This is a genomic window from Enterococcus sp. FDAARGOS_375, assembly GCF_002393265.1.
GTDB lineage: Bacteria > Bacillota > Bacilli > Lactobacillales > Enterococcaceae > Enterococcus_D > Enterococcus_D innesii.
Genome location: NZ_CP023515.1, coordinates 394,162 through 420,208 on the forward strand (window position 1 = coordinate 394,162; position 26,047 = coordinate 420,208).

Here is a 26,047-nt window from a genome sequence, read left to right on the forward strand (position 1 = left end):
TTTTACACACTTTGACTTTCTTTGAAATTCTTCTATCTTATCTATAAAACTGTGACAATTCAACGATTCCTCCATCCACCCAACCAACCCCATCAAGATTGTCCACACACTGTGGATAAAAAAACCTTTGATTCTCCCCAGATTTCTCTGCTATTTTTATTCAAAAATGAACCGGTTTTGCGAAGAAAATTTCATCGTTTGAAACAGATTCTTACGCAACTTCTTCATATTTTTTTCAAAATCTCTTAGTAGACTAATCTCAGATAGAAGGAATATACTGATTATAACGAATTATTCATTAAGGGGGAAATAGTAATGGCAAGAAAATATGTCACACCAGGCAAGAAAACTTCTCCTGGTTTATTAAAACGATTAGGTATTGGGATTTTAGGCGGTATGGTCGGCGGTTTATTGACCTTCGGCGGTCTGTATTTGGCAATGGGTTCATCTTTGACTTCAACACCAGAAACTACGACCAACAGCGGGGTCCAAGATTCTAACGGACAAACACAGGTATCCAATGTAAAACTAGACGTGACTAGCGATGTCACGAAAGCAGTTGAAAAAGTACAAGATTCTGTCGTTTCCATCATTAATCTACAACAAAGTCAAAGCAACGATTGGAACAGCCTCTTTGGTCAGCAAGGTGGACAAAGTGAAGGCGATAGCCAAAGCGACGACGACAGTGCTTTAGAAGCTTCTTCTGAAGGTAGTGGGGTCATCTACAAAATCGATGGCGACGATGCCTATGTCGTAACCAACAACCACGTAGTTGAAGGTCAAGACGGTTTGGAAGTTGTCTTAGCAGATGGTACGAAAGTCAAAGCTGAATTGGTTGGTACCGATTCTTACACAGACTTAGCCGTCTTAAAAATCTCTTCTGAAAAAGTTACAACTGCCGCAACATTTGGTGATTCAAGTGCCTTGAAAGTCGGCGAACCAGCCATCGCGATCGGTTCACCTCTAGGCTCTGATTACGCAAACTCTGTGACACAAGGGATCGTTTCTTCCTTGAATCGTCAAGTAACGAGCCAAAACGAATCTGGTGGTACGATTAGTATCAATGCGATCCAAACGGATGCTGCGATCAACCCAGGAAACTCAGGTGGTCCACTGATCAACGTTGATGGTCAAGTGATTGGGATCAACTCAAGTAAAATCGCCAGCACCTCTGGTTCTGCTTCAGGCGTTAGTGTCGAAGGAATGGGCTTTGCGATCCCAAGTAACGATGTCGTTGAAATCATCAATCAACTAGAAGCAGACGGCAAAGTGGTCCGCCCTGCACTAGGGATCCAAACGATCGATTTAGGTTCCATCACATCACAACAACAAGAACAAATCTTGAAAGTTCCTTCATCCGTAACTTCAGGCGTTGTGATCTACTCAGTCAACAATGCAACTCCAGCAGAACAAGCAGGATTGCAACAATATGACGTTATCACGAAGATCGATGATACAGAAGTCAGCACCACAACTGATCTGCAATCTGCGTTGTACAAACACAAAGTCGGTGACACAATCACTGTAACCTTCTATCGTGGCGATGAAGAAAAAACAGCAGAAGTAAAACTTTCCGTTGATACATCGATCAACGAACAATCAACAGACAGCAGCAACTAAGCAGCCAATCACCAAAACCAATCAAAACAATCAAAAAATGAACTGCCGCAAAAACAGGAAGCGACAGTTCATTTTTTTAGGCTTTACCGACCGGAAAAGCTTCACCTACAACGGCATCTTGAGGCAGCTCAAGGATGCCTTTTTTCATTGGTGCACCTTCTAAATGTAGTTCTTTAGCAGAGCAGATCATTCCGAAGCTTTCTACGCCACGAAGCGTCCCCGGCCAAATCATCAAGCCATCTGGCATCATTGCGCCAGGTTTTGCGACAACGACTTTCAAGCCTTTACGGATATTGGCAGCGCCACAGACGATTTGCAAGACTTCCCCATCTCCAACTTCTGTTTCCGTGATAGACAGATGGTCGCTGTCTGGATGTTCCACACAAGATTTCACATAGCCAACAACGATTTTTGGTTCCGTATCTGCTGGCAGTTCTTCGCTGAATCCTGCTTCTTTGATCATGGTGTTCAATTGTTGGATTTGTTCTTTCGTCAACGTTACTTGACCACGGCCTTCGATCGTCATTACTTCTGAGATCGCAAAAAAATTCCAGCCGACGATCGTGCCTTCTTCATTTTTGATTTGGGCAACATTGCCTTTGCGTTCGACGGTTTGTTCTAATCCTTTATCATCTGCTGTGATGGCAATCAGTGTATCACTGACATATTCTTTGTTATAAGCAAAAATCACGTTTTTTCCTCCTTAGGTACTTACTCATTCCGCCCATAATCTTAACAAATTTTTCGGCATCCGTCATGGAATTTCTTTGTTTTCCTTGAAATTCTAGTTATTTTCAAAGACAAAAAAGCCTGAAAACCAGCTACTGCTCATTTGCTAAAGACAATGCTTCACTAGCGAGCAAAACCGCTGATTCTCAGGAACTTCCTTTTGTCACTTGTTACTACCATGCGAACTAAGGAAAAGAACACGGCAACGACAAGCTTATTTTTTCAAAAAAATGACCTTACGCTTTGGTTTCTTCAGGGGATACGATCAGCACGTCGCACCGGGCTTCACGGATAACGAAGCTGGCGACACTCCCCATCATGAAGCGTTCCACGGCGTTTAGCCCGGATTGCCCCATCATGATCAAATCGATGTCGTATTGATCTGGTAATTGAGTGGCAAGAGCGTCTTTGATGGAGCCGTAAGCGACGATGCCTTCTACTAGATCAAAATCCACTGATTTTGCGTAGGCTTTACAGTCGTCGATCAGATTTTTCGCCGTATCTTTTTCTTGTTCCAAGATGGAACTATCCAAAGGTGCATAGCCCATCATGGTCGGTACTTGCTGATCGATGATCGTTGCGGCATAGACCTTCCCTTGATTTCGACGAGCGACTTCCACTGCTTTTTTGAAGGCAGACATCGCTTGATCTGACCCATCGATCCCTACTAAAATGTTTTGATATCTTTGTGCTTCCATCTTTTTCCCCTCCTATGCTGATTGTACGCTGGTTAAAAAGGCTTCGATCTCTTCTTTGGTTTTGCGATCCTTGTTGACTAACCGTCCCAGCTCCTTGCCGTCTTCGATGACGACGAGGCTAGGAATACCAAAAATGTTCCATTCAACCGCTACATCCATGTATTCATCACGGTCGACTTCGATAAATTGAAGATCTGGAAAGTCCGCTTCGATCTCAGGCAATTGCGGTTTGATGTAGCGGCAATCCCCACACCAATCGGCGGTGAAAAAGAAGACATTTTTGCCTTTCTCCACATATGTTGCTAACTCTGCTAAATCTTTTGGAATAATCAAATTCTCACCACTTTCTTTTCTTTAAGTATACACCTTTCTTTCAGGGACTACCAACTGACATGCTGATCTTAGAACCCCTGCAGAAAAAAAGAGACAACGGGTTGCTGTCTCTTTGCTTTCGTTCGTTCTCGCTTATTGTCCTGCCAAAATCGTATCAACGGTTGAACGATCCAAACCTTTCAAGACTTGAATCACCATTTCCCGTGCCGCTTCATAATCAGCGATACTGAATAGGGTTTGGTGGGTATGGATGTATCGTCCAGGAACACCGATAACTGAACTTGGGATCCCTTCATTTGCCATGTGTGCCGCACCAGCGTCGGTACCACCTTTTGAAACAAAGTATTGGTAAGGAATGTTGTTGCTTTCTGCTGTATCCAACAAGAATTCTTTCATCCGCGGCAACATGATCATGCCTGGATCATAGATTCGCATCAAAGTCCCGGCTCCTAGATGACCAAAGGTGCCATTTTTCGTGACTGTGTCATCTGCTGGCGAGCAATCGACCGCAAAGAACAAGTCTGGTTTGAATTTCGTCACAGACGGACGAGAACCCCGTAAGCCGACTTCTTCTTGAACGTTGGCACCAGCAATCAGCGTATGGCCTAACGTTTCCTCTTTCAAGGCTTCAAGTGCTTCTAATACGACTGCACAGCCGTAACGGTTGTCCCAAGCTTTCGAGATGATGTTTTTCCCATTGGCTGTTTTGATGGTTTCCACTTGTGGGACGATCGTATCGCCAGGACGTACACCAAAGCTTTCTGCTTCTTCTTTTGATTCAAACCCAGCATCAAACAAAATATCTGTCACTTCGACATTTTTTTGACCGCTGCTTCCTCGCAACAAATGTGGCGGTACTGAAGAAGAAACGCATGGGTAATCGCCCTTCGCTGTTTTCAATGTAAACCGTTGAGCAGATACCACATAAGGGTTCCATCCACCTAAAGGAGTGACTTTGAATAAGCCGCGATCGGTGATCGTCGTCAATAAGAAACCAACTTCGTCCATGTGAGCAGCTACCATCACTCGTGGTGCATCTGCTTCTTGGTGGTGACGCAAACCGAAGATGCCGCCTAAGCCATCTTGTTGGATTTCATCTACCAATGGAGTCATCGCTTCACGCATATACGTTCGCACGTCGTGTTCAAACCCGCTGGTTCCTTGTAACTCCGTTAGTTCTTTGATACGTTGAAATGTTTTTTCTTCCATGATCATTCGAGAAACACGTATCTGTTGTTTGCTGCCCCAAAGAAACAAAGCTGCTTTTTTTGAAAAAGCAACGCTTGCTGTGGCTGTGTTTTCCAGCGATTTTTGGGTGTAACAACGGATGTGCTCTCTTCCTCCTTATTCCTACTGATATTCTTTATTATAGCGCAAATTTCTATTGTTGGTTATTTTTCTTATAGAATATTTCTAAACTATGGTAAACTATTGTTAAGAGAACCTGTGCTTTCACCGAGATCAAAACATTCGGGAAAACTTACTTTAGGAGGGACATTAGATGGAGAATGAGCATCCATTGCATTATTTTAAAAATGGACTGACCATCGGTTTAGGTCTTGGCTTTGCAGGAGGGATTTTTTCAACGATCTGGTTGAAGAAAAGGCAAGCCATGAATGCCGATGATGTCTTAGACAATATAAAAGCGGCGTTTATCAAAGAAGGACCGATCGAAGGTTCTTGGATCAATTTCGAAAAACAACCTTTGCGCAAATTTGCGATCACTTCCCAGGGATATACTGGCGGCATCACCCGCACCGAAGACGGACAGCTTGTCACCTATGAATTTTTGGCAGATGCTCATACCGGCACCGTCTTAGATATTCAACGAGCAATCGTGGAATAATCACTGCACTTACGACCAGCTTCTTAAGAGGCTGGTCTTTTTTCTTTTTAAGCAGTGCTTTTACTGGAGCAAAGTCGCAAGGTCCAATACCACGACTTCATCGATGCTGCCGCCTTTTTGCCGATACGCCCATGCCCCACTTTCAAACAAGCAGTACAGCTGCCCTTTTTCTACCACGATCTGTTCAAGGTAATGGGGAAACTTGATGCGCCGCAATGCATGTTTGCGGGTCAGCACCGTTGCATCCTTTGGAAAGACCCATAACTCCGCCGCCCCTGGTCCAAAAGAACGTGCCAGCAACAAGTATTCAGTGGTAAAGGCGATACTTTGGACTTTCGTGGTGGTGACCCTTCTCTTACGCGGTTTGATGCGAGGAGGCGCTTTGCGACCGCTGGCTGAAAGAACAGACAGCGGATAATTCGCCACCACGCCTCCTTGTTTCAAGGCAAAGGTCCCTGAGACAAGTTCACCGCTATCGGCTGCCAAATAGGAGCTGTGAGTGATGCCTGCCAATTCGATGACTTGCTGATACGCGATAGGCTGATTGGTTGCCAAGGAATCATCTTCCAGCAGTCTCTGCAGAGAAACACACGCCACGCGCCCCATTCCTTTCCCTGTAATGGTTAGCCACAGCATTTGCGTTGCTCGATCAAAGACTAGTCCACCGACATGAGGTCGTTTTGGCAGAACCACCGTTTTCAGATGCCGCCCGCTCGTTCTTTCTATTATATAAAGCTGTGAGTGATGTTCCTGCTGCGAACAATACGCTGAGATGAACAAATAGTCCTCTGAAACGGCCAACCCTTGTGGGGTCATTGCCTGACATTGATCTGCATGCTTGTGTAGCCTCGTTTCTGCTTTCGCCGTTGCCGTCGTTGCCACTGCCGCAGTGGCTTCTTTTAAACCGGGAACCAAAAGGACTGCTTCCCTCTTTGCCCCGGCTGCTAGCCACGCTTGCCGCACGCTGGGATAACGCTTCAGCTGGGCTGCCAGTGCTTGGTTGTGGCGCGCCTGTCGGTGCTTTTTCAGCCAGTACACCACAAAAAGGCCAACCACAAACACGCCCAAAAGCAGCAAGCTCTCTGTTTGTCTCATTGATTGGCCTCCTTGATGAATTCCCTCTTGTCGGTTGATTTATCAGCCGCTTATTGTTTGTCTATTCGCAATAATGCTTAGACTACTTGAACTTCGACATCAATGTTGCCGCGAGTGGCCCGAGAATACGGACAAAAATCGTGCGCTTCTTCTGCGATTTTCTCTGCCTCGGCTTTTTCAACGCCTGGTAACGATACTTCTAAAATCACGCCGATTTGGTAACTACCGTCCTCATGCTGATACAAAGACACTCTTGCTTTAACTTCGGATTCGGATTCGATGTTATGCTCTTTCAGCATATGCTGTACGGCACCGTTGAAGCATGAAGCATAGCCTGCGGCAAATAATTGTTCTGGGTTAGTCCCTTCACTATGAAGACCCGGTTTGTCAATTTTCAGGTGAAAACTGCCATTTGGTGCTTCGACCTCTCCGACACGACCGCCTCGATTGATCATCGCTGTTTCATATTGCTTTTTCATTGAACCTCTTCCTTTCTTTTTTGACCTACTTCAAGTGTAACGACAATTTCCCGATATGACAAAAGGATTGCTTGTACTTGTTTCTTGAAACCAAAAAAGGCAAACCCAGAAACTCTGGATTTGCCTGTCTATTCGAGGTAATTGCTACCCGAAATAAATAAATGGAAACAATTGCTGAATGGACTAGCCGTTCGAACGTCCTAAGAAGAATGAAACAACAGCAACGACAATAACCGCACCAATAATTGATGGGACGATTGCCATTCCAGCAAGTGATGGACCCCAAGAACCTAAGATCGCTTGTCCAATAGCTGAACCTACTAAACCTGCAACGATGTTGGCGATCCAACCCATTGATCCACCTTTATTTGTGATAGCTCCGGCGATCAAACCGATAATAGCTCCTACGATTAATACCCATAACCAATGCATATTTTTCTCCTTCTTTCTTTTAAGTAGTTATTACACATATTATGTTACGCTTAATCCCCGTTTTAGACAAAAGATTTGCACTCAATTTGCAAAAAAAATTTTCAAACCTTGTTATATTAACGTTTATCAGCACTTCTTAATTATCGTTGTAAGAGCTTTAATTCGTTTTTTTTAGTATTGGTGCATTTTTTGAAATCGTTTTATTTTGTATTTTGCATCTTATCCGCTAAACTGAGGGAGAACTACTCTTATTTTGTCAGATAATTGGCACTTTTCACTCCTCAGTTCTTTTTGGGCGGCTATCTTTTCAGTACTTCAGCTATTTTTCATTGGGGGACGTTTCGATCGTTTTCGATTGGAAACGTTTTTTTGAACAAAAATCATTCAATAAAGGAGAGGAACAAAATGAACAAAAAAATAGGGTATTCAATTTTGTCTTTAGCGGCAGTGATGTTGGGGGTCGCTGGATGCGGCAGTGGTGACAGTGCCAGCGACAGCAAACAGATCCGTATGTTCGTTTCTGGAGATACCAGTGAAGGCGGCGCTTATTCGAAAATGGCGGAAAAATACAAGGAAGAAACTGGTGTGACTGTCGAAGTCACCGATGTGCCTTATGCGGACTTGCTGACAAAGATCACCAAAGCTGTTCAAGCAGATGATGCGCCAGAGGTCGTGCGGGTTTCTACCGTTCAACCTGACTGGAATGACTATCTGATGGATCTATCAGACATCGCCAGTGAGGCAAAAACATTGGAATCGATGACGATCAAAGATGAAGCAGATGTCGTCAAAGCACTCCCTTCCGATGTCACTGCCACTGGGTTGTTTATCAATACGGATTTGTTTGACGAAGCTGGTGTGACCTACCCCACTTCGGAAGAAGACATTTGGACTTGGGATGAATTTTTAACTGCGATCAATGAAGTCGTTGAAAAAACCGATGCCAAATACGGCATGGTCATGGACGCGTCGGATCACCGTTTACGGGCTTTCACCTATCAATACGGGGGACAAGATTTCTTTTTAGATGACAGCGGTGATTCTTATACGACCGATGATGCTACGAAAGCGGCTTTGCAAAAATTTGTGGATTTGAACAATGACGAAGTGATGCCAAAATCGGTTTGGACCTCTGGAGAAGATGCTTCTGCTATGTTCAAGAGCGGCCGTGTTCCAGCTTACTTTTCTGGCAGCTGGCAGATCGTTGATTTTTCTACCAACATCAGCAACTTTAACTGGCAATCCACCTATTCTCCTTATGAAGAGACCCGCGCGGTAAATATGGGCGGCAACTTCATCACTGGCTTCAACAATAGTAAAAACAGTGAAGAAGGCGAAAAATTCATCAAATGGTTGTACGAAGAAGAAAATTACAAACAGCTTTGTACCTATGCTGGCTACTTACCTGCGGTGGAAGATTTGACGGTCGATTATGAACAAGGTCAGGATGCTTATGAAATCTACAACCAAGAGATCGCAGCCGCTGCTCAACCAATCAGCAGCAAGCAAACCACCGATCAAGTGACGATGAGTATGAAAGGCTACACTGGATTGACAGGGGCTTACCGTGATGCCATCGTGCAAGTATTAAATGATGAAATTACATTAGATGAGGCAATCGACAAGACGATCAAGGATTACAATGATGGGTTTTTGAAGAAATAAACAGACGTTCAACCACAAAGAACCCATAGTCTGGCTTTTTGCAGACTGCGGGTTCTTTGTTGCTGATACGATCGTCGGAGGAGGAATTTTCTGTGAGCACTTTACAAAAAAACAAATGGCCGTTGTTTTTCACTGGCGCAAGCATCATTTTGTTCATTATCTTCTTTTTGATTCCAGCACTCTTAGGACTTTATTACTCGTTGACGGACTATAAAGGCTTTGCGACAGCCAATTTTATCGGCTTGGCAAACTACCAAGAATTGTTTCAAGACGCCAGCTTTTATAAAGCACTATTCCGCACATTTCGTTATGTGATCATTCTGGTCCCAAGTATCTATGTCGTTTCTCTCGCCGTCGCTTTGATGTTGAATAGTCAGTTGGCGAAAGGCAAATTTTTCGCAAAGATCATTTTTTTCTTACCATGGACCATCTCTGGGATCATCGCTGGGGTTATCTGGAAATGGCTGTTTGGTGAAAACTTTGGCTTTATCAACTTTATTCTAGAGCAAGCGGGACAACAAACTGTCCCGTGGTTTACCGACTCGAATGCTGCCTTTTCTGTCATTATTTTGGCTGCCATCTGGGGCGGCACTGCCTTTAACATGCTGCAATTTACTGCAGCTTTGAAAAATATCCCCCGCTCGTTGTATGAAGCTGCCGAGATCGACGGCGCTAGCTTTGGGCACAAATTGCGCTACATCACATTGCCTATGCTGCGGCCAACTTCCTTTATGGTCATCTTATTGGCTTCGATCGGCGCTATGAAAGAGTTCGCCCTCGTGCAATCGCTGACTAATGGTGGTCCAGGAACCGACAACATGTTGATCGTGCAATATATCTATACGACTGGGTTTGACAAAATGCGGGTCGGCTATGCCAGTGCTGCCTCCATGGTTCTTTTCGTGATTCTTTTACTGTTAGGCTTAGCACAAATGAAGATTGGAGGCGGCAAGAATGACATCTAAGACCATCAAAACCAAACGACCTGTCACAAGAAAGTCAGCGATGTTTTTTTTAACGCTGGCATTGATCATCACTTCCCTACTGTACCTTTTTCCACTGCTTTGGTTCTTATTGAGTGCCTTCAAACCAGGGACTGAACTATTTGCTTATCCCTTGAAAATCATTCCTGAAAATCCAACCATTCAAAACTTTATTGATGCTTGGACGACATTGGATTTCTTTCGTTACTTCAATAATACGTTGATTTCAGCGGTCGTCACCACTTTATTGACGATCCTAGTCAGCGCCGCCTGTGGCTATGCCTTTGCAAAATACGATGCCAAATGGCTGCGTTTTTTCTTCATATGTATCATCGCCACCACCATGCTGCCGACGGAAGTTATCATGAATCCGACGTTTTCCGTCATTCGTTCGCTAGGCTTATATGATAACTTGCTGGGGATCATCATTCCTTCCATCAATACAGCAACCGGTATCTTTATGTTTCGGACCTTTTTCGTCTCCGTTCCTGACGATTTGATTGAATCAGCCCGCATCGATGGCGCCTCGGATGGGATGATCTTTTTGAAAATCATGCTGCCGATTGCCCGACCAATCATTATGACACTGGGGATCTTTTCGTTCCAGTGGCGGTGGAATGATTATATCTGGCCCTTGATCGTCTTGAATGATCCGAAAAAATATACCTTGCAAGTGGCGATCCGCAGCTTGGTGGGCGCGGAAAATATCAATTGGACGATTTTGATCGCTGCCTCAGTAATTTCCATTTTGCCTTTGCTGCTGGTCTTCCTCGCCTTTCAGCGCTGGATTCTCGACAGCAATTTAGATAGCGGGCTAAAATAAAAAAGTGCCGACTGCTTCGTCGCACCTTTCTCCTTTTATGGATGAACGGTGCTACAGAGCAGCGGCGCTTTTTAATTTGAAAAGTCTTTTCGTGACAAGTAGACGGCGGTTAAAATACCGACTAAAATAGCCAAGCCGAAGACGACGATCGTACCGATCGCATTGTCTTTTCCTGGCAGTCCCCCGGTGTTGATCCCCCATAGCCCCGCAATCAAGGATGGCACAGCCACCACTAATGCCGCAGAATCTAAGTATTTCATCAGATGGTTTAGATTGTTGTCCATCATATCGGAGAACAAGCCACCGATAGTTTCTAACAAGTCGCGATAGATGGTGACCATTTTCATGGCAAACTTCTGTCGTAGCTTAATGTCATAAACGAGCGCTTCATTATCCAAACGATCCAAAAATTCTTTGCGATCCATCAAACGATCGACGGTATGGTTTTGGTCCCGCAAGGTGTGATCAAGATAGACCATGTCTCGCTCGGTATCGGCTAAATTGAACAATTCCTTGTTTTCCGTCGTTTTACGGGCTGCTTGATCCAAATCATCGATTTGCTTCTTCATTCCCTGCAGACCTTTGATGTAATGGGTGTAGATCATCAACGTCGAGTAAGCAACAATATCTTCATACCGTTGAATATCTTGCTCATGCTTTTCAATCAGGCGTTTAATCAATGTAGATTGATGAGAGACATAAGTGATTAAAAGATCTTTGGTATAAATAAAAGTCACCGGTTCTAAACGATCTTCGATGCGGTCTTGTGTCACTTCTGACAAATCGATCAAGGTATAAAGAATCGGATGATTTAACTTAGTATTACGTAAGTATTCCAAACGTGAGACTTCTTCTGGTTCATTGGCGCCAATAAAAATATCTTCGGGCAGTTGATACTTATCTAACAAGTGGCGTTGTTCCTCTGGATCTGTCCCAGAAACCACCAGCCAATTGTAATCTTCCTCCGAGGATTCCCTTATTTTTCGGTCGTCCATTTTGTAATACTGAAACATGGTGACTCGCTCCTTTTCTAATTCTCTCTTAATTTAACTATCTAACGCTTCTCGCTTTTTGTCAAAGTAAATGGCTTTTCTTTTTGGAGGTTTTTTCATTTTGAACTAAGTGCATTTTATTAGACGAACCTTTCGATTCATGAGAAACTTTTTATGGGCCCAATAAAAAATTTTAGGAGGAATAGTATGTTTCGTCATCAAAAAGAACTACAGTTTGAAGCTAAACCAGAAAAACCAAATCCGTTAGTTGCGAAATACCTTCAAGAATTAATCGGTGGACAATATGGAGAGATGAGTGTTGCCATGCAATACTTATTCCAAGGATGGAGCTGCCGTGGGGAAGAAAAATACAAAGATATGTTGATGGATATCGCTACTGAAGAGCTTGGACACGTTGAAATGTTAGCAACGATGGTTGCACGTCTACTGGAAGGTGCACCTGTGGAAGATCAAGAAGCGGCTATGAAAAAAGACCCAACGATCGGTGCGATCATTTCTGGAATGAATCCGCAACATGCCATCGTTGCCGGCTTAGGACCACGTCCTGCTGATAGTGTCGGCAATCCATGGTCAGGTGCGTATATCATTGCTAGTGGCAACTTACTTGCTGATTTTCGTGCCAACTTAAATGCGGAATCACAAGGTCGTCTGCAAGTAGCACGCATCTATGAAATGATTGATGACCGTGGGGTCAAAGACTTACTTTCGGTCTTATTAGCGCGTGATAGCTACCACCAAAATCTCTGGGCAGCTGCCGTGAAAGAATTGGAAGAAAACGAAGGTTCGATTTTAGTGCCGTCTACCTTTGACCGCAAAAACGAACGCTTAGATATCGCTTATGATTTCTATAACTTCTCAGAAGGCGACCAAAGTAAAGAAGGCTCTTGGGCGAAAGGCAAAGCCCTTGACGGTGAAGGCGAATACCAATGGTTAGACGAACCAAAAGTCGAAGGAAAAGCGCCAAAACTCGATCAAGTCACACCAAAAATGTACGGCACACCGCCTGAAAAATAATTTAATCAAAAAGAGCAATTGTTTCTGAAACAGAAACCGTTGCTCTTTTTTCTTTGTTTGAGCAAGTTGGTTACGTTCCTGGCAAAAAAGCGTTAGAGTAGAATGTAAAGAAAAGGAGGAATCATTTTATGAAAGCACCTTTACTGACATTAAACGACGGCAATTTACGCCCCGCAGTGGGCATCGGTACCTATCAGATCCGCGGTGGCGAAGGGTTGAGCCAGCTGCAAGCAGCGATCGCTGACGGGTATCGATTGATCGATTCTTCAACCAATTATGACAATGAAGGCATTGTCGGCAAAGCGATCCGTCGCTCTGGTATCCCACGTTCAGAATTTTATATCACCTCAAAATTACCGGGAAAATACCATGGCTACAATGATGCCCTAACCAGCATTCAAGAATCCCTTGCTCGCATGGGACTCGACTACTTCGATGCCTTTTTGATCCACTGGCCATTACCAAAACGCGGCAAATATGTCGAAGCTTGGCAAGCCTTAGTGACCGCCCAAAAATTAGGCTTGATCCGTTCCATCGGCGTTTCCAATTTTGAACCAGAACATTTGGATACCATCATTGAAGCAACTGGTGTGACCCCTGCGCTAAATCAAATTGAGATCCATCCTTACTGGGTCCAAGAACGAATGGTTGCAGAGAACAAAAAACGCGGCATCGTAACAGAAGCTTGGAGCCCACTAGGTCGTGGCAGCGATGCCCTGAAAGAACCACTGATCACTGAACTAGCTGAGAAATACCAAAAATCAGCTGGTCAAATCATCTTGCGCTGGCATGTGGAACGTGGCATTTTGCCCCTTCCAAAATCAAGAAACCTCGCCCATCAACGAGAAAATATTGCAATCTTCGACTTTGAACTGACTGAAGATGAAATCAATCAAATCAATCAGTTAAACAAGGAAGACGGCCGTATTGATGGTCAAGACCCAAATGAGTATGAAGAGTTTGAATAAACAATGATACCTAAAAAACATCATCTGCTGCTCCTTGATCAACGGAGCAACAGATGATGTTTTAATATCAATAATAAACGAATTTGCTTCCCTACTTACAGCTGATAATGGATCGCTTCTTGGTACTTTTCAAACAGGGACTGGTTCAATTCATCCCCGCCGTCTAGATTCGCTGAGTAAAAAATCGGCGGATAGTCGACGCCAGCTTCTTTTAGTTTTTGGCAAACTTCAACGATGATTGCATTTAAAATCGTTGCGCCGACTACGGTGGATGTAGGTCCGACTTTTTGTTCTACGTCTGGAATCGTACAAGCAGCATCGCCAATCTCCCCATGATTGTCGATGACGATATCCGCCGTTTCAAATAATCGCAAGCCTGATGTATGACGGCTGCTGACTGTTTTCGAATAGGTAAGGTTAGTTAATGCGATGATCTTGACCCCTTTTTCTTTGGCATGAAGCGCCATATCGATGATAACTGGGTTTCGCCCAGACACCGAATGCAAGATCAGCACATCGCCTGCTGTAAAGGGCTGGGTCGCCGCCAAGGCCCTACCGTAGCCTTCTAAGCGCTCCATTTTACTAGTGAAGGTGATTGGGCTGCGATCAAGCATCAGTTCTCTTCCAAAGATCGCGTTGATGGTCATCATGCCCCCTGCTCGATAATACATCTCTTCGGCTAAGATCCCAGCGTGACTTGCGCCAAAAATGTAGATGGCTTTTTTGGTCAAGTTGGCTTGCGTCAGTAATTCAATGGATTGCTCAATCGCTGGTGCTTCTTTTTCTTCTACAATAGACAATAGTTCTTTTGCTTTTTCAAAGTATTGAAACATTTAAAACCCTCCAAACAGCTTGCCGATCAATTCACCAAGGATGCCCCATAGAGATAAATCGTTCCCACCGAAAATCAAGATCCAGTTTTGAATCGTCGTTGAGAATAACGCTGCAGAGATCCCAACGAGTGCTACCATAACGACAGAAGCTGTGATCGTGCCAATAATGGCACCTCGCAAGCCCCCTTGTCCTTCACCAATCACCGCAGCACCGCCACATTCAAAGAAGCTGGTGATGACTAAAGGAACGATCAAAATGCCAAAGACGTTGGTCGTATTGGCAATGACCACTAAAATCGTTGAGGTGATCATCGCCACGATAAAGCCGATGATTACAGCATTTGGACGGTAGTTGAACAAGATTGGCACATCAAAAGCTGGTTTTGCTCCTGGAACGACTTTTTCTGCGATCCCTTGAAAGGCTGGAATGATTTGGTTGATCAATAGACGTACCCCATACAACATGATCAATAGTCCTGCACCGAAGTTCAAGCCAGCATCAACCGCAAACATCACCAAGTTGCCCCCTTCAGGAACTAATACGGGCGCAATCAGACCGATAACGATATTCATCAAAAACATCACTAATGCGCCAGTAATCGATATTTCACGGAAAAACGAGAGATTTTCAGGCACTTTCAAATCTTCCGTCGATTTTTCTTTGTTTCCGACCCGTTTTGCAACAAATCCTGAAACCAATGACAAGATCCCCGTTGGATGACCGATCAAAAATGAATCATCCCCAGTGGCATCCCAAACATATTTCCGCATGATCCATGGCATGAATGACCAGTAACAAGCAGATAGAACCGCCCCTAAGATCAACAGTGGGATTCCGGTAAGTCCGCCTTCAACGCCCCCAGCGACGATGACGAATGGGAACCACCACAACATGTGGCCGGTGAGGAAAATCGTCTTCACAGGTGTAAAGCGAGCAATCAATAAATGAATGACAAGTCCGAAAAACATCGCTAAGCCAACTGTTCCGCCGTATTCTGCCGTAAAGGTGATGTCAGAGAGTCCATCTGACACAGCAACTCCTAATTGGGTTTGAACCGCAGCATTGATCGGTGCGATCGTTCCCACCAACATATTTACCCCAGCCGTCAATGCCACCATCCCGAAGGAAGCTGTTAAGGTTCCTTTGACGACTTCTGCAAAAAGTTTTCTTTGTACCAATAACCCAATCATGGCAATGATCCCCAGTAGGACTGGCGGATTTTTTAAAATATAATCCGTAACAAAATTCATGCTTATCCCTCTCTTTCAGCTAAAAATTTTTCCATTTGCTGTTTGACTTCTTCTTTATCCATATACTTTTTGATTGGATAAACGGGTGCTTTAACGGATGCTTTTAACTCATTCAATAATTCATTACTCGTAAAATAAACATCTGCTGGTGTCGCTTTTGCTGTTGATAAATCAGTATTCTCGGCAGTTGCCGTCAACCCTAACTCTTTGATCACCTTATCGATCGTCATCTTCAATACCATTGAGCTTCCTACACCAAATCCACATACTGCTAAAATTTTCATATCCTTTTCCTCCTATTGGAATAATTGACAAATTTGTTCCCGATCGCCGTTTAATATCACGTTGTATTTTTCTTCATCCATAAAGATCGCCATGATCTCTTTCAAGCTTTCTAGATGGCTTTCACTATCTGCGGCGGCTAAGACAAGAAATATCCGCACCGGTTTCCCCTCAAGATCGATGGGCTGTTTCGTTACTAAAAGGCTCATACTTTGCTCCAAAACCCCTTCTCCAGGACGGGCATGCATCAGCGCAAAGTAATCCGCCAACACCATGTAAGGACCATTTTCTTCCACGCTTTGAATCATCGCTTCGATGTATTCTGACGTGATCAGCGCTTCATCCAGCAAGGGCTGGCTAGCTAATTTTACGGCTAAGCGCCAATCTGCCACTGTCTCATCCGTTTGTATATGCTTTTCAGGCAAATAATCCTTCACTTTCATTCTGATTTAACCTCCAACATTTTTGATAGGAACCATTCTTTGTTTTCGATTCCTTGCATGATCAATTTCATCATTGGTTCCACCTTTTGCGTCTCATCCTCTCGGATCATCAATAAAATAATGATGTCGGCTTTTTGGTTGCCCCATTCTACTGGCTGATCCAAAAGCAAAATCGAGATCGCTGTTTTTTCGACATAATTCGGATTGCCATGAGGGATGGCAAAGCCATTATCTAAATAGGTTGATTGTAGCTGCTCTCTTTCAATGACGGATTGCCGAAACTGCGCTTTTCGTTTTTCATCACTAAAAGGGATTTGTTCGATCAAAAAATTGATGGCTTCTGTTTTGCTGGCAAATCGCTCGAAAAAGACGGTTGGCTGGATCATCGATTGGGCTTGAAGAAGTAAACCATTTTGATCGACCACCGCCTCATTATCGATGACTAAATCGATGTAGTGATTCATGATCCGCTTCATGTCGCGATTGGTCACCATAGGCGAGATCCGCACCACAGGTTTTTGAATCCCTACGAGATCGATGGTTGAAATAATAAAATCGATCTCCGAAATGTCCATCTGCTTTAATTTTTCTACTGAAACGGTTTCGATACTGTCGATCTCTGGCAGAATGCGGCGAATTTTCGCAGAGACAAATGAGCTAGTGCCGACGCCATTGGGACAGACAAAAATGATTTTGTTCATGCGGCGCATTCGCTCGATTGCTGCTTGAAAATGGATCGTGACAAATCCAATCTCATCATCAGAGATCCCCACTTGATACGCTTTCAAGAAATCATGAAGCGAGAACCAGACCACGCCATACAAAGCAGGATAGTTTTGTTTGATTTCTTCCAACAAAGGGTTGATGACTGTGGTTTGCGCTTCGATCCGCAGCAGTAGTTGATACAGATGGATCGTCACATCTTCTTCCAAACGATTGTCTTGGGTCAAGTCGGTACCTAAGCCTTCGCTGATTTTTTGAATCAAGTTACGCACTTTTCCCCGAAAGACGAAAGGAACTTTTTCACTTTTCATAAAAAATTTCAAGCCGCTACCGACGATCAGGTAGGTTAGATATTGCACTTCTTTTGGTGAAAATTGATAAATGTGTTGTTCTTCGATTTCTTTCAGTAGCTCATAGACTAACGGATATTTGTCGAACTCCAAAAACAGCTTCCCCACTTGGCGGTTTTCTTCAATCACTAAGTTTTCCGCATGACTCGCCCGCTCGATCAGCAGCACGATGGAAAGGACGATACTTTGAATATAGCTGTCGGGCATTTCCACTTGTTTTTCCACTAACGCTCGACGAAAGGCCTGATTTACTTCCTGGTATTTCGCAGGTTCCACCAACAAGGAAAACGCCGCTGGTTGATCCAGCATCATTAAGCAAAAGCGTTTGAGCACCCGATGGATCTGGGATTCACTTGCTTCAAAAAATGTACCTGAATTATCAAATCTCAGACGTAAGCTTTCTTTTTGAAACAGCTCTTTTAAATAAGAAATATCTTTGGCAATACTGCTGCGGGAAACGAAATAATCCTCTGCTAACTGCTGATAGCTGAGATGATCGCCAGCAATCAACCGTTTAAAAATCAAAATCCTTCGTTCCGATGTCCCCGAATAATTCATTTTCATACGCTCACCCTCTACATCTATTTTATTGCTACTGTACCAAATTAGAAGGCTAATTGTTAGATTAAAGAATGATTAAAAGGAGTGTACACTTTGATTTTTAAGGCTCCTGAAGGCATTTTATAACAATTTCAAGGCGCTTTTTTTCACAATCTGCCGCCTTTCTCTTATAATTAAGCTAGGATTTATATAGGAGGAGATAACATGAAATGGCGTGGGGGTAGACAAAGCAGAAATGTCGATGATCGAACGGGGCGATCATCTGGCTCAGGTGGGATGTTGGCTGCTGGTGGCGGGATCGGTACGGTGATCATCGCTGTTTTATTTTTCCTGTTTAGCGGTGGTGATTTAAGTTCGCTGCCGGATGTCTTGGGTGGCAGCGGTCAAGCAGCCAATTACCAGACAGAAAATGTGGGCACCAGTGAGTACACGGAGGAAAAAGAATTTTCCGCAGTCGTGTTCGGCTATTTAGAAGATTATTGGCAAGACGTTTTTCAAGAGCGGCAAGAAACCTATCAAGACCCAACACTCGTATTATTTACGGGAAGTGTCCAGTCGGCATGCGGCTATGCCACGTCACAGGTTGGTCCGTTTTATTGCCCAGCAGATGAGAATGTGTACCTTGATCTGAGTTTTGCCAATGAGCTTTCTGATAAATATGGCGCAAGCGGCGACTTTGCAATGGCCTATGTCATCGCCCATGAAGTCGGTCATCATGTGCAAAATGAGCTGGGGATCACCCAACAATTGGACAAAATCCGCCAGCAAGTTTCAGAAAAGGAATACAATCAGTACAGCGTTCGTTTGGAACTGCAAGCTGACTACTTAGCTGGTACTTTTGCAAAGTATCTACAAGGTGAAACCTATCAAGGACAGCCGATTTTAGAAGCTGGCGATATTCAAGAAGCGATCACGGCTGCCAATGCCATCGGGGATGATACACTGCAAAAAGAATACCAAGGCTATGTTGTTCCAGATAGTTTTACGCACGGCACATCGCAGCAGCGCGTGGACTGGTTTAACCGTGGCTATCGTTATGGTGACTTAGCACATGGCGACACCTTTAATGTCGATAGCCTTGATTTGAGCAAGTAGCTTCAACTAAAAAAACACTCCGTAACAGCATGAACCGCCTGCTGCTTCGGAGTGTTTTTAGGTTCTGGGTGTCCCTTCAAGCCTTTTGGTGAAGGGACGCTTTACGCTTTCTTAACTTTCGCAATGATTTTTTCGCAAAAACGTGCCTGCTTCGTCATACTTTTTTCACATTTCGAGACTATTATATAAGCATACTAACAAACAACCCTAACACTTTTTCATTTTTACTCCTTTGCCTGTCAGTCCCCGCTGACAGGCTCTTTTTTTGTCTTTTGATTGATATATTCAGACCTGCAAGTCTTTGCGCTCATAACGGGAAAAGGTGCCAAAGAAACAGATGATACCGATCAGCAGTACCCATAGGACTGATGTGGCGCCGTTATCCATGAGTTGGACGGGTAGTGCCATCCGCACAGGTGAAAGTCCTGCCAGCCATTCCAATTTATCGTAGAGTTCCCCCACGATGCCGAGCAAATACAGACCGAACACGCAGCCTAAGCCGACGCTGGCAGTTTGTTTGCTGGAACGCAAGATCGTGGATAAAAAGAAACCTAGACAGAGGAAAAAGACTAAGACACCATACTCGGCAACGAAGATTTTGCTGATTTCTTCTATAAAAGCGGACAGGTCATCTCCTGGTAGTTTGAATAGAACAAACGAGGCCAGACTACTGCCATAGGCAATCAGCCAAAAGCCAGTCAGCAGCAACAATCGGGCGAGGAACTTCCACCCAACGATTTCTCTGCGGCTAATAGGCTGAGCATATAAATACTCGATCGTTCCTTCTGATTCTTCAGTGATCAGACTGTTCAAGCCTAAAAGCATCCCATAAATACACGCGGCGATAAATAAGTATTGAAAGTAGTACCCGAAAAAGCCTGTCGGTGAAACCAAGCTTGAGGGTCCTGTCAGTTGGATGTTAAAGATGCCTAGTAATTCTGGGCTGAAAGAGCCCAACATCTGGTCTAAGGACGTTTTCATTTCTGGCGTGATCATTTGAGGATAGATAGCCGTAAATGCAAAAATGATTGCTGCAAAAAGGATCGTCCAGACCAGCCAGCCTTTGAAGGTATTTTTAAGGTCGATTTTCATTAAAGTCATTTTTGAGAACCTCCTTCATAGAGCAGCATAAATTGCTGTTCAAGGGTTGGGTGTTCGATCGTGAACTCTTTAATGGTAGGATTGGTTAAAAAATGTGCCAGCTGATTCATGTCCCCTTGATAGAAAAAACGCAAGGTGTGTGATTCCTGAGCAAGAACTTGTACGTTTTCCAAGCCGGCTAATGAGAGGCTCCCCTCATTCGTGAGCGTTACAACTTTGCCGAAATTTTCTTCCTCACTCAGTTCTTTCACGGTGATGATCTGTCCTTCACGAATAAAGGCGGTCCGATGGGCATAGGTCTGAATTTCATGCAAATCATGGCTAGATAGAAAAATCGTCATCCCCTGTTTGTTTCTTCTAAGGAGCTCTTCAAACAGCCTTTTTTGAATCAAGGGATCTAAGCCATTGGTCGGTTCATCTAAAATCAACATTCTCGGTTGTGCAATCAAGGCGCTCGCAAGCCCGACTTTTTTCTTGTTCCCTAAAGAAAGCTCTGCGATCGATTTGTTTGGATCAATTTGAAAAAGCTCCATCAACTCCTGAATCTCTTTTTTTGGCTGTTTGACTTGATGAAAATCCGCTGTAAATGCCAGTAGTTCTGCTGTCGTCTTTTTTGAATAAAACCGTACATCACTGGAAACATACCCAGTAAACGTTTTGATCTCTTTGGCTGCTTGTTGGCAATCTCGTCCAAAATCGCCGCCTGTCCTGCATCTGGTTTGATAAAATTCAACAATACTTTGATGGTCGTTGATTTTCCCGCACCATTTGGTCCGATAAAGCCAAAAATTTCTCCTTCTGCCACTTGCAATGATACGTTCTCGATGGCGTACTTCTTGTTGTATTGTTTGCTTAGTCCGTTGATCGTAATGGCATCCATCCTGTCCCCTCCTTGTACTGCTTTGATGCCATCAGTGTAGCCTTATTTCGTGTTTCCGTCAATCAAAGATCTAAAAGGATTCCGCTGGAATTTTTTACGAAAATCATCAACAGATTGACACACTTCTATTGCTTTCTCTTCCTATTTTTTTCACATTTTCCCGCTATTATTAATACATACCAACAAACAACCCTAACACTTTTTCATTTTTACTCCTATCCCGCCAGTCCCCGCTGGCGGGCTCCTTTTTTTATCGGCAAAAAAACGCAGACCTAGCAGCAACTGACTTTAGCAAATGTAGCACTCGCTAAAGTCAATTGACTGTCTATCCTGCGTTTTTTGGCTCGATCATTTCTGGGACGGATGAATCCATTCTTATTCATCCGTCCCACTTTCATTATTGACAATGAGTCCGTTTTTTAAGTTTCCATGGGGTGATTTGTTAACAAAACGGATTGTAGAAGCGTCCGCCATTAAGGACCATCAAGGACAATCCGAGCGCCACGATCAAGCAAACAACAGCAATCGCCAAGAGATCTTTGCCTTGGATCGGCTTAGCTTTCAGCCAGGTACGCTGCTTGTGCTTACCAAACCTTCTTAGCTCCATGGCAGCAGAAATGTGGTCGATCCGTTCCAAGCTGGAAAAAATCAAAGGAATCGCGATCGCGACATTGCCTGCCACGCGTTTGCGCAAAGGTGCTTTTTTAGAAAGCTCCACGCCCCGTGCTTGCTGCGCTTTGGCAATGGTCCGAAAATCCTCTTGAATATCAGGGATGTAACGCAAAGCCAGTGCGACTGCATAGGCGATTTTGTAGGAGATCCCGATGCGGTTGATACTGGACGCCAACTCGCTTGGATTGGTGGTAAACAGGAAAATCAACCCTGGCGGAATCGTGACAAAATATTTGATCAACAGATTCAACTCATAAAACACTTGCTCTTGGGTCAATGTATACCGACCGATCCCTTCAAAAATCACGTGGCGCGTACCGTAGATCTCCACCCCATATTCTGGTGCGAAAAGATAGACCGCCACCAAATTCAAAAGCGAAAAGAAGATGATAAATTTCAATACAAAAGCGATATCTCGGTAGCGAATTCCAGCACTGGCAAATAGAAAGACCGAAAACAATGCCAGTCCAATGAGAAAACGCGTATCATAAGAGATCATCCCGATGACGGATAGCAGCAAAAAACAAATCAGTTTTGCGGCACCGCTTAGTTGGTGGATCCACGTTTTGCGGTCAAGATAGCCGATTAGATTACTCTCCATCGTGTCCCTCCTTCTCGCTGGCAATAAAAGCGGCAGTAAAAGCGGCGGGATCTGTCAGCTGGTTAAGGGTCGCCAGTGTGTACAAGCTGGTTTCTTTGAGGTTCGCGGCACTCACCACTTGTTTGTCTGCTAAAACAACTTCTGGCGGTGCGTCCAGCAAAATCGTTCCTTGCGTCAAAACGATCGTCCGCTGTGTATACTCCAACATCAGGTGCATATCGTGGGTGATCATAACGATCGTTAATCCCCGCTGGTTCAACTCCTGTAAGAATTGCATCATTTCGGTGTAATGGCGATAGTCTTGTCCTGCTGTTGGCTCATCCAATAAAATGAGTTCAGGATCTAAGACGAGGATCGCTGCAATGGCGGCTCGGCGTTTTTGCCCATGACTTAGTGCCGACAATGGCCATGAGCGAAACGGATAAAGACCACAAATTTTCAAGGTCTGATGAACTTTTTCTGTGATTTCAGCCTCTGGGACATTTCGGTTGCGCAAGCCTAAGGCAACTTCGTCAAACAGGAAGTTTTTTGACAGCATTTGATTGCTGTTTTGCAGAACATACCCGATTTTTTGCGCTCGTTCTTTGATGGAATCATTGCCCATGTCTGTTCCTTGCCAAAGCAACTTGCCAGAAGTCGGTGTCAAAAAGCCGGTAATCAAATGGGACAAGGTCGATTTTCCTGCGCCATTATGCCCGACCAAACTAATCATTTCTCCTTGATGGATGGTAAAATCCAGTGCCTGCAAAATGGGTTTACCGACTTGGTAAGAAAACGATAGATTCTTCGCTTCCAACAACGGCGGCTGGTGGCTAGGAAGTGCCGTTTTCGGAAATTTTTCTTGAAACTGAGTCAGTTTTTCGGCAATCTCAGATGATGCAAATGCTTCTACCGCGACCAAATCAGCAGCATCGGTCACGGGAACGCCCGCTTTTTTTAAGGCGGCTAAATACAGTGGTTCACGAATGCCGACTTGCTGCAGCATATCCGTTTTTAATAGTTCATTCGGTGTACTGTCGGCAAGGATGCGGCCTTCTTCCATCACGATGATGCGATCGACAGCGGCGGCTAACACTTCTTCTAAGCGGTGTTCGATGATGATGGTGGTAAAACGCTTCTCTTGATACAGCTGGTCGATCATTTTGATGGCTTCCACACCTGTTTGAGGATCCAAGTTGGCTAGGGGCTCATCAAACAGTAGAATCGGTGTTTCATCGATCAAAACACCTGCCATTGAAACACGCTGCTTTTGGCCACCCGATAATTCCTGCGGTTTTTTCGCCAAATGATCCATTAAGTCGGTCTTTTCAGCCCAAACCCGCAGCGCCTCCTGCATCACAGCTTGACTACGCTGATCGTTTTCCAATGAAAACACGATATCTTCTGCCACGGTCAAGCCTACAAATTGGCTATCGGTGTCTTGCAGCACCGTGCCGACGGTCAAAGACAGCTCGTAGATGGAAGCTTGCCCAAAGGCATTGGTACCGATCGTCAATGCTCCAGTACTACTGCCTTTGTCATTTTGCGGAATCAAACCGTTCAAACATTTTCCTAATGTACTTTTGCCAGAACCGCTGGCACCGACGATCAGGACTTTTTCTCCTTCATAGATCGTTAGATCGATGTTTTTCAAGGTGGGTTCCGCTTGTGCATCATATTGGAAAGAAAAATTCGTAAATTGAATGATTTTTTGTTTCATTTTTTAGCCTTCACACATTTCTTTGGTTAGGATTCCTTGCTCAAGCTGCCTTTTTTGGTTTTGGTTTGGGCATAGGCTTTTAGCAGGATCACTCCGATTATCCCAGTTACGACTGCATTGGTCAATCCCGCAATGACTCCTTGCGTAAAGACTTTGTTCGCTGGTTCGCCATAGATCAAAATATCACCGATCGGGGCAATGATCACCCAGACGACCAAATTTGCGATCGTTTCACCGATCAAGAAGGTCCGAATTTCTTTAGCGCCAAAGGTTCCTTGCTGGATTGGAATCCAACGAGTCAAAAGTCCAAAGAACACCCCTAAGATCCCAGAGGCGGCGATCCAAGACCACCATGGACCATAAGTCGTCAAATCTCCTAGAGCATGCCCGATAAAGCCTGCTAAACCAGCAACGATTGGACCGTAGACAACGCCTAATAGCGCCAAGAAAGGATAGGCTGTGGCGATATCTGTATTTGGGAAACCTGTCGGAATCGTGACGAAACGTTTTAAGACGAAAAAGACCGCAGCACCGATACCGATTGCAACAATGTGTTTTACTGTAAATTTTGATTGATTCATTTTTCATTTCTCCTTTTTTTGAGGGTAATTTTCCAATTCGTGCCAGTCCCGATTTTATAGGTTTCAGCAAATGAAGCCAAGTTGAGCCCTAAACCAATATTCAATAGGAAATTGACATATAAGACAGGTTCATTTTCCGACACTTGCGCAAAGGAGCGTCCGAAACGCACTTCTTCTTGATAACGCAGCGTATCTTGGTAATAAATACTGACGAGCAGCGGCTCATTGTATTGGACCTGCCATTGCTTAAAGAACGTATGGGGAATATTCGTCCACAACGAACCAAAGCGGATATCGAGAATATCGATCGTACCAGTAATCGTTTCTGCTGTTTGGCTTGGCTTTTCAATGGCAAAGACTTGGATCGCTTCTTTAGGCTCGGGTGTTCCTAGCTCATCAAAGCTGATGGCGCCGCTGGCGAGCCGCGCGGCGTTATACATATAAACATCCCGACCATGAAACGTATGGCTTTCGGCTGATCCGGCCAACCGCTCAGTTGCCTCATTGATCACCCGTAGTTCAGCGATTCCGATATAAGTCGCTAAATAGGTTAGGGTGCCATTATCTGGCGTCAAAACCAACTGTCCGGTCGCCAACTTGGCAACCACGCTTCGTCGATCAGACCCTACGCCAGGATCGACCACTGAAACAAAGACCGTTCCCGCTGGCCAATAGGTGACGCTTTGCAGCAGACGATAGCTGGCATCATGAATGTTGTATGGCTCGATCTCATGAGTCAAATCAGCAATGACCAGCTCCGGTGCCACTTGATAAGCTACCCCGTACATCGCATTGACCGCTCCATCTTGCAAACCAAAATCGGTTTGAACCACTAATTTGTGCATTTTTCTCTCCTCCCAACAACCTTTCTCCTTTTCAACAAAACCTGCGCTTGAAACAGCTGACCGTGCAGACACAAAAAAAGCCCTTAGCCAAAGCTAAGGGCATCACCTGCGGTACCACCTTAATCTGCAAAACCTTCACAGGCTTCACCTCATTCAGTACCCGAAAACACTCGGAGACTGTCGCTTGTTAACGGGGCAACCGTATTTTCCTAATTAGTCAGAAAATCCGCTCCAAAGTCATTTTCAAATCATTCGTTGTCGTTCCTTCTCACCTACCGGAACTCTCTGCTAGACAATTTCCTTGATTCTACTTTCTTTTTCATCGCGTTTGCATTTTGTTTCATTTAAATTATCAAAGCTTGTGCCTTTTGTCAATTCTCTTTTAAGAAAAAATTCAAACAGAAGGCATAATTTGTCAAAAGATTCACGCAA

General features: G+C 44.3%; 26 protein-coding genes, 1 pseudogene and 1 other annotated feature. Of the genes and pseudogenes, 8 read left to right on the forward strand and 19 right to left on the reverse strand.

The window, feature by feature from the left end; all coding sequences use genetic code 11:
- The first annotated feature begins 315 nt into the window (after positions 1-315).
- Positions 316-1,620, forward strand: coding sequence for a S1C family serine protease (locus CO692_RS02830; protein WP_096741488.1), 1,305 nt, complete (start codon positions 316-318; stop codon positions 1,618-1,620).
- Positions 1,621-1,696: 76 nt separating this feature from the next.
- Here the strand turns inward: CO692_RS02830 and ytpR are convergent, their stop codons facing one another.
- From ytpR to pepA, 4 genes are all read right to left on the reverse strand, one after another.
- On the reverse strand, positions 1,697-2,311 hold the full coding sequence (gene ytpR, locus CO692_RS02835) for a YtpR family tRNA-binding protein (RefSeq protein WP_096741489.1): 615 nt from the start codon (positions 2,309-2,311) through the stop codon (positions 1,697-1,699).
- 274 nt (positions 2,312-2,585) lie between these two features.
- Complete coding sequence (locus CO692_RS02840) at positions 2,586-3,047, reverse strand: universal stress protein (protein ID WP_096741490.1); 462 nt, start codon at positions 3,045-3,047, stop codon at positions 2,586-2,588.
- A gap of 12 nt (positions 3,048-3,059) precedes the next feature.
- Positions 3,060-3,380: a thioredoxin family protein gene (locus CO692_RS02845; RefSeq protein ID WP_026008043.1), complete on the reverse strand. Its 321-nt coding sequence runs from the start codon at positions 3,378-3,380 to the stop codon at positions 3,060-3,062.
- Between the two features lie 132 nt (positions 3,381-3,512).
- On the reverse strand, positions 3,513-4,589 hold the full coding sequence (gene pepA, locus CO692_RS02850; protein ID WP_077452910.1) for a glutamyl aminopeptidase: 1,077 nt from the start codon (positions 4,587-4,589) through the stop codon (positions 3,513-3,515).
- A gap of 292 nt (positions 4,590-4,881) precedes the next feature.
- On the opposite strand from pepA, the gene CO692_RS02860 reads away from it, so the two are divergent.
- The gene (locus CO692_RS02860) at positions 4,882-5,226 is read left to right on the forward strand and encodes a peptidase (protein ID WP_005234590.1); all 345 of its coding nucleotides are present in this window, start codon (positions 4,882-4,884) and stop codon (positions 5,224-5,226) included.
- A gap of 60 nt (positions 5,227-5,286) precedes the next feature.
- Here the strand turns inward: CO692_RS02860 and CO692_RS02865 are convergent, their stop codons facing one another.
- The 3 genes from CO692_RS02865 to CO692_RS02875 form a co-directional block, all read right to left on the reverse strand.
- Positions 5,287-6,321 (reverse strand): hypothetical protein, encoded by a 1,035-nt coding sequence (locus tag CO692_RS02865; RefSeq protein ID WP_096741491.1) that lies wholly within the window; start codon positions 6,319-6,321, stop codon positions 5,287-5,289.
- Positions 6,322-6,398: 77 nt separating this feature from the next.
- On the reverse strand, positions 6,399-6,800 hold the full coding sequence (locus CO692_RS02870) for an Ohr family peroxiredoxin (RefSeq protein WP_005225423.1): 402 nt from the start codon (positions 6,798-6,800) through the stop codon (positions 6,399-6,401).
- 183 nt (positions 6,801-6,983) lie between these two features.
- Positions 6,984-7,232, reverse strand: coding sequence for a GlsB/YeaQ/YmgE family stress response membrane protein (locus tag CO692_RS02875; protein ID WP_005225422.1), 249 nt, complete (start codon positions 7,230-7,232; stop codon positions 6,984-6,986).
- A 405-nt stretch (positions 7,233-7,637) separates the two neighbouring features.
- Here CO692_RS02875 and CO692_RS02880 point away from each other — a divergent pair, with 405 nt between their 5' ends.
- From CO692_RS02880 to CO692_RS02890, 3 genes are all read left to right on the forward strand, one after another.
- On the forward strand, positions 7,638-8,897 hold the full coding sequence (locus tag CO692_RS02880; protein WP_077452822.1) for an ABC transporter substrate-binding protein: 1,260 nt from the start codon (positions 7,638-7,640) through the stop codon (positions 8,895-8,897).
- 92 nt (positions 8,898-8,989) lie between these two features.
- Positions 8,990-9,862, forward strand: a complete 873-nt coding sequence (locus CO692_RS02885; RefSeq protein WP_086291975.1) for a carbohydrate ABC transporter permease — start codon at positions 8,990-8,992, stop codon at positions 9,860-9,862.
- Positions 9,852-10,703: a carbohydrate ABC transporter permease gene (locus CO692_RS02890; RefSeq protein ID WP_010747711.1), complete on the forward strand. Its 852-nt coding sequence runs from the start codon at positions 9,852-9,854 to the stop codon at positions 10,701-10,703. Before CO692_RS02885 ends, CO692_RS02890 begins: the two co-directional genes overlap by 11 nt.
- A 71-nt stretch (positions 10,704-10,774) precedes the next feature.
- Here CO692_RS02890 and CO692_RS02895 read toward each other — a convergent pair whose 3' ends face one another.
- Positions 10,775-11,716 carry a magnesium transporter CorA family protein gene (locus CO692_RS02895; RefSeq protein WP_096741492.1) on the reverse strand — a complete coding sequence of 314 codons (942 nt, stop codon included), beginning with the start codon at positions 11,714-11,716 and terminating at the stop codon, positions 10,775-10,777.
- Between the two features lie 186 nt (positions 11,717-11,902).
- On the opposite strand from CO692_RS02895, the gene CO692_RS02900 reads away from it, so the two are divergent.
- Entirely contained in the window at positions 11,903-12,730 is an 828-nt protein-coding gene (locus CO692_RS02900) for a manganese catalase family protein (protein WP_034857733.1), read from the forward strand.
- Between the two features lie 128 nt (positions 12,731-12,858).
- A complete protein-coding gene (locus CO692_RS02905; RefSeq protein ID WP_096741493.1) occupies positions 12,859-13,698 on the forward strand; it encodes an aldo/keto reductase in 840 nt (279 codons plus the stop codon).
- Positions 13,699-13,793: 95 nt separating this feature from the next.
- Here CO692_RS02905 and CO692_RS02910 read toward each other — a convergent pair whose 3' ends face one another.
- The 5 genes from CO692_RS02910 to CO692_RS02930 are packed head-to-tail and all read right to left on the reverse strand — an operon-like array spanning position 13,794 to position 18,144.
- Positions 13,794-14,531, reverse strand: a complete 738-nt coding sequence (locus CO692_RS02910) for an SIS domain-containing protein (protein WP_096741494.1) — start codon at positions 14,529-14,531, stop codon at positions 13,794-13,796.
- On the reverse strand, positions 14,532-15,782 hold the full coding sequence (locus CO692_RS02915; RefSeq protein WP_096741495.1) for a PTS ascorbate transporter subunit IIC: 1,251 nt from the start codon (positions 15,780-15,782) through the stop codon (positions 14,532-14,534).
- A gap of 2 nt (positions 15,783-15,784) precedes the next feature.
- Complete coding sequence (locus CO692_RS02920; RefSeq protein ID WP_005225413.1) at positions 15,785-16,066, reverse strand: PTS sugar transporter subunit IIB; 282 nt, start codon at positions 16,064-16,066, stop codon at positions 15,785-15,787.
- 12 nt (positions 16,067-16,078) lie between these two features.
- Positions 16,079-16,507 (reverse strand): PTS sugar transporter subunit IIA, encoded by a 429-nt coding sequence (locus CO692_RS02925; protein ID WP_096741496.1) that lies wholly within the window; start codon positions 16,505-16,507, stop codon positions 16,079-16,081.
- Positions 16,504-18,144, reverse strand: a complete 1,641-nt coding sequence (locus CO692_RS02930) for a BglG family transcription antiterminator (RefSeq protein WP_096741497.1) — start codon at positions 18,142-18,144, stop codon at positions 16,504-16,506. Before CO692_RS02930 ends, CO692_RS02925 begins: the two co-directional genes overlap by 4 nt.
- Before the next feature lie 201 nt (positions 18,145-18,345).
- On the opposite strand from CO692_RS02930, the gene CO692_RS02935 reads away from it, so the two are divergent.
- Positions 18,346-19,236 (forward strand): neutral zinc metallopeptidase, encoded by an 891-nt coding sequence (locus CO692_RS02935; protein ID WP_086291965.1) that lies wholly within the window; start codon positions 18,346-18,348, stop codon positions 19,234-19,236.
- Positions 19,237-19,521: 285 nt separating this feature from the next.
- On the opposite strand, the gene CO692_RS02940 is transcribed toward CO692_RS02935, so the two are convergent.
- The 6 genes and pseudogenes from CO692_RS02940 to CO692_RS02965 all read right to left on the reverse strand — a co-directional run bounded on the left by CO692_RS02940 (position 19,522) and on the right by CO692_RS02965 (position 25,615).
- On the reverse strand, positions 19,522-20,337 hold the full coding sequence (locus tag CO692_RS02940) for an ABC transporter permease subunit (protein WP_096741498.1): 816 nt from the start codon (positions 20,335-20,337) through the stop codon (positions 19,522-19,524).
- A pseudogene (locus CO692_RS02945) lies at positions 20,334-21,217 on the reverse strand (ABC transporter ATP-binding protein). Before CO692_RS02945 ends, CO692_RS02940 begins: the two are co-directional and overlap by 4 nt.
- Before the next feature lie 442 nt (positions 21,218-21,659).
- Positions 21,660-22,490 (reverse strand): energy-coupling factor transporter transmembrane component T family protein, encoded by an 831-nt coding sequence (locus CO692_RS02950; protein ID WP_096741499.1) that lies wholly within the window; start codon positions 22,488-22,490, stop codon positions 21,660-21,662.
- Positions 22,480-24,189, reverse strand: a complete 1,710-nt coding sequence (locus CO692_RS02955; RefSeq protein ID WP_096741500.1) for an ABC transporter ATP-binding protein — start codon at positions 24,187-24,189, stop codon at positions 22,480-22,482. The genes CO692_RS02950 and CO692_RS02955 overlap by 11 nt, the downstream gene beginning before the upstream one ends.
- Before the next feature lie 26 nt (positions 24,190-24,215).
- Positions 24,216-24,770, reverse strand: a complete 555-nt coding sequence (locus CO692_RS02960) for an ECF-type riboflavin transporter substrate-binding protein (RefSeq protein ID WP_005225401.1) — start codon at positions 24,768-24,770, stop codon at positions 24,216-24,218.
- Positions 24,767-25,615, reverse strand: a complete 849-nt coding sequence (locus CO692_RS02965) for an S-adenosyl-l-methionine hydroxide adenosyltransferase family protein (protein ID WP_096741501.1) — start codon at positions 25,613-25,615, stop codon at positions 24,767-24,769. The genes CO692_RS02960 and CO692_RS02965 overlap by 4 nt, the downstream gene beginning before the upstream one ends.
- Positions 25,616-25,707: 92 nt before the next feature.
- Positions 25,708-25,947 (reverse strand) — a binding site (T-box leader).
- Positions 25,948-26,047: the final 100 nt, after the last annotated feature.

Coding starts and splice junctions, on each gene's coding strand:
- CO692_RS02830 (WP_096741488.1), top strand. CDS start 316: ATGGCAAGAAAATATGTCACACCAGGCAAGAAAACTTCTCCTGGTTTA.
- CO692_RS02840 (WP_096741490.1), bottom strand. CDS start 3,047: ATGGAAGCACAAAGATATCAAAACATTTTAGTAGGGATCGATGGGTCA.
- pepA (WP_077452910.1), bottom strand. CDS start 4,589: ATGGAAGAAAAAACATTTCAACGTATCAAAGAACTAACGGAGTTACAA.
- CO692_RS02860 (WP_005234590.1), top strand. CDS start 4,882: ATGGAGAATGAGCATCCATTGCATTATTTTAAAAATGGACTGACCATC.
- CO692_RS02865 (WP_096741491.1), bottom strand. CDS start 6,321: ATGAGACAAACAGAGAGCTTGCTGCTTTTGGGCGTGTTTGTGGTTGGC.
- CO692_RS02870 (WP_005225423.1), bottom strand. CDS start 6,800: ATGAAAAAGCAATATGAAACAGCGATGATCAATCGAGGCGGTCGTGTC.
- CO692_RS02875 (WP_005225422.1), bottom strand. CDS start 7,232: ATGCATTGGTTATGGGTATTAATCGTAGGAGCTATTATCGGTTTGATC.
- CO692_RS02880 (WP_077452822.1), top strand. CDS start 7,638: ATGAACAAAAAAATAGGGTATTCAATTTTGTCTTTAGCGGCAGTGATG.
- CO692_RS02890 (WP_010747711.1), top strand. CDS start 9,852: ATGACATCTAAGACCATCAAAACCAAACGACCTGTCACAAGAAAGTCA.
- CO692_RS02895 (WP_096741492.1), bottom strand. CDS start 11,716: ATGTTTCAGTATTACAAAATGGACGACCGAAAAATAAGGGAATCCTCG.
- CO692_RS02900 (WP_034857733.1), top strand. CDS start 11,903: ATGTTTCGTCATCAAAAAGAACTACAGTTTGAAGCTAAACCAGAAAAA.
- CO692_RS02905 (WP_096741493.1), top strand. CDS start 12,859: ATGAAAGCACCTTTACTGACATTAAACGACGGCAATTTACGCCCCGCA.
- CO692_RS02910 (WP_096741494.1), bottom strand. CDS start 14,531: ATGTTTCAATACTTTGAAAAAGCAAAAGAACTATTGTCTATTGTAGAA.
- CO692_RS02915 (WP_096741495.1), bottom strand. CDS start 15,782: ATGAATTTTGTTACGGATTATATTTTAAAAAATCCGCCAGTCCTACTG.
- CO692_RS02920 (WP_005225413.1), bottom strand. CDS start 16,066: ATGAAAATTTTAGCAGTATGTGGATTTGGTGTAGGAAGCTCAATGGTA.
- CO692_RS02925 (WP_096741496.1), bottom strand. CDS start 16,507: ATGAAAGTGAAGGATTATTTGCCTGAAAAGCATATACAAACGGATGAG.
- CO692_RS02930 (WP_096741497.1), bottom strand. CDS start 18,144: ATGAAAATGAATTATTCGGGGACATCGGAACGAAGGATTTTGATTTTT.
- CO692_RS02935 (WP_086291965.1), top strand. CDS start 18,346: ATGAAATGGCGTGGGGGTAGACAAAGCAGAAATGTCGATGATCGAACG.
- CO692_RS02940 (WP_096741498.1), bottom strand. CDS start 20,337: ATGACTTTAATGAAAATCGACCTTAAAAATACCTTCAAAGGCTGGCTG.
- CO692_RS02950 (WP_096741499.1), bottom strand. CDS start 22,490: ATGGAGAGTAATCTAATCGGCTATCTTGACCGCAAAACGTGGATCCAC.
- CO692_RS02955 (WP_096741500.1), bottom strand. CDS start 24,189: ATGAAACAAAAAATCATTCAATTTACGAATTTTTCTTTCCAATATGAT.
- CO692_RS02960 (WP_005225401.1), bottom strand. CDS start 24,770: ATGAATCAATCAAAATTTACAGTAAAACACATTGTTGCAATCGGTATC.
- CO692_RS02965 (WP_096741501.1), bottom strand. CDS start 25,615: ATGCACAAATTAGTGGTTCAAACCGATTTTGGTTTGCAAGATGGAGCG.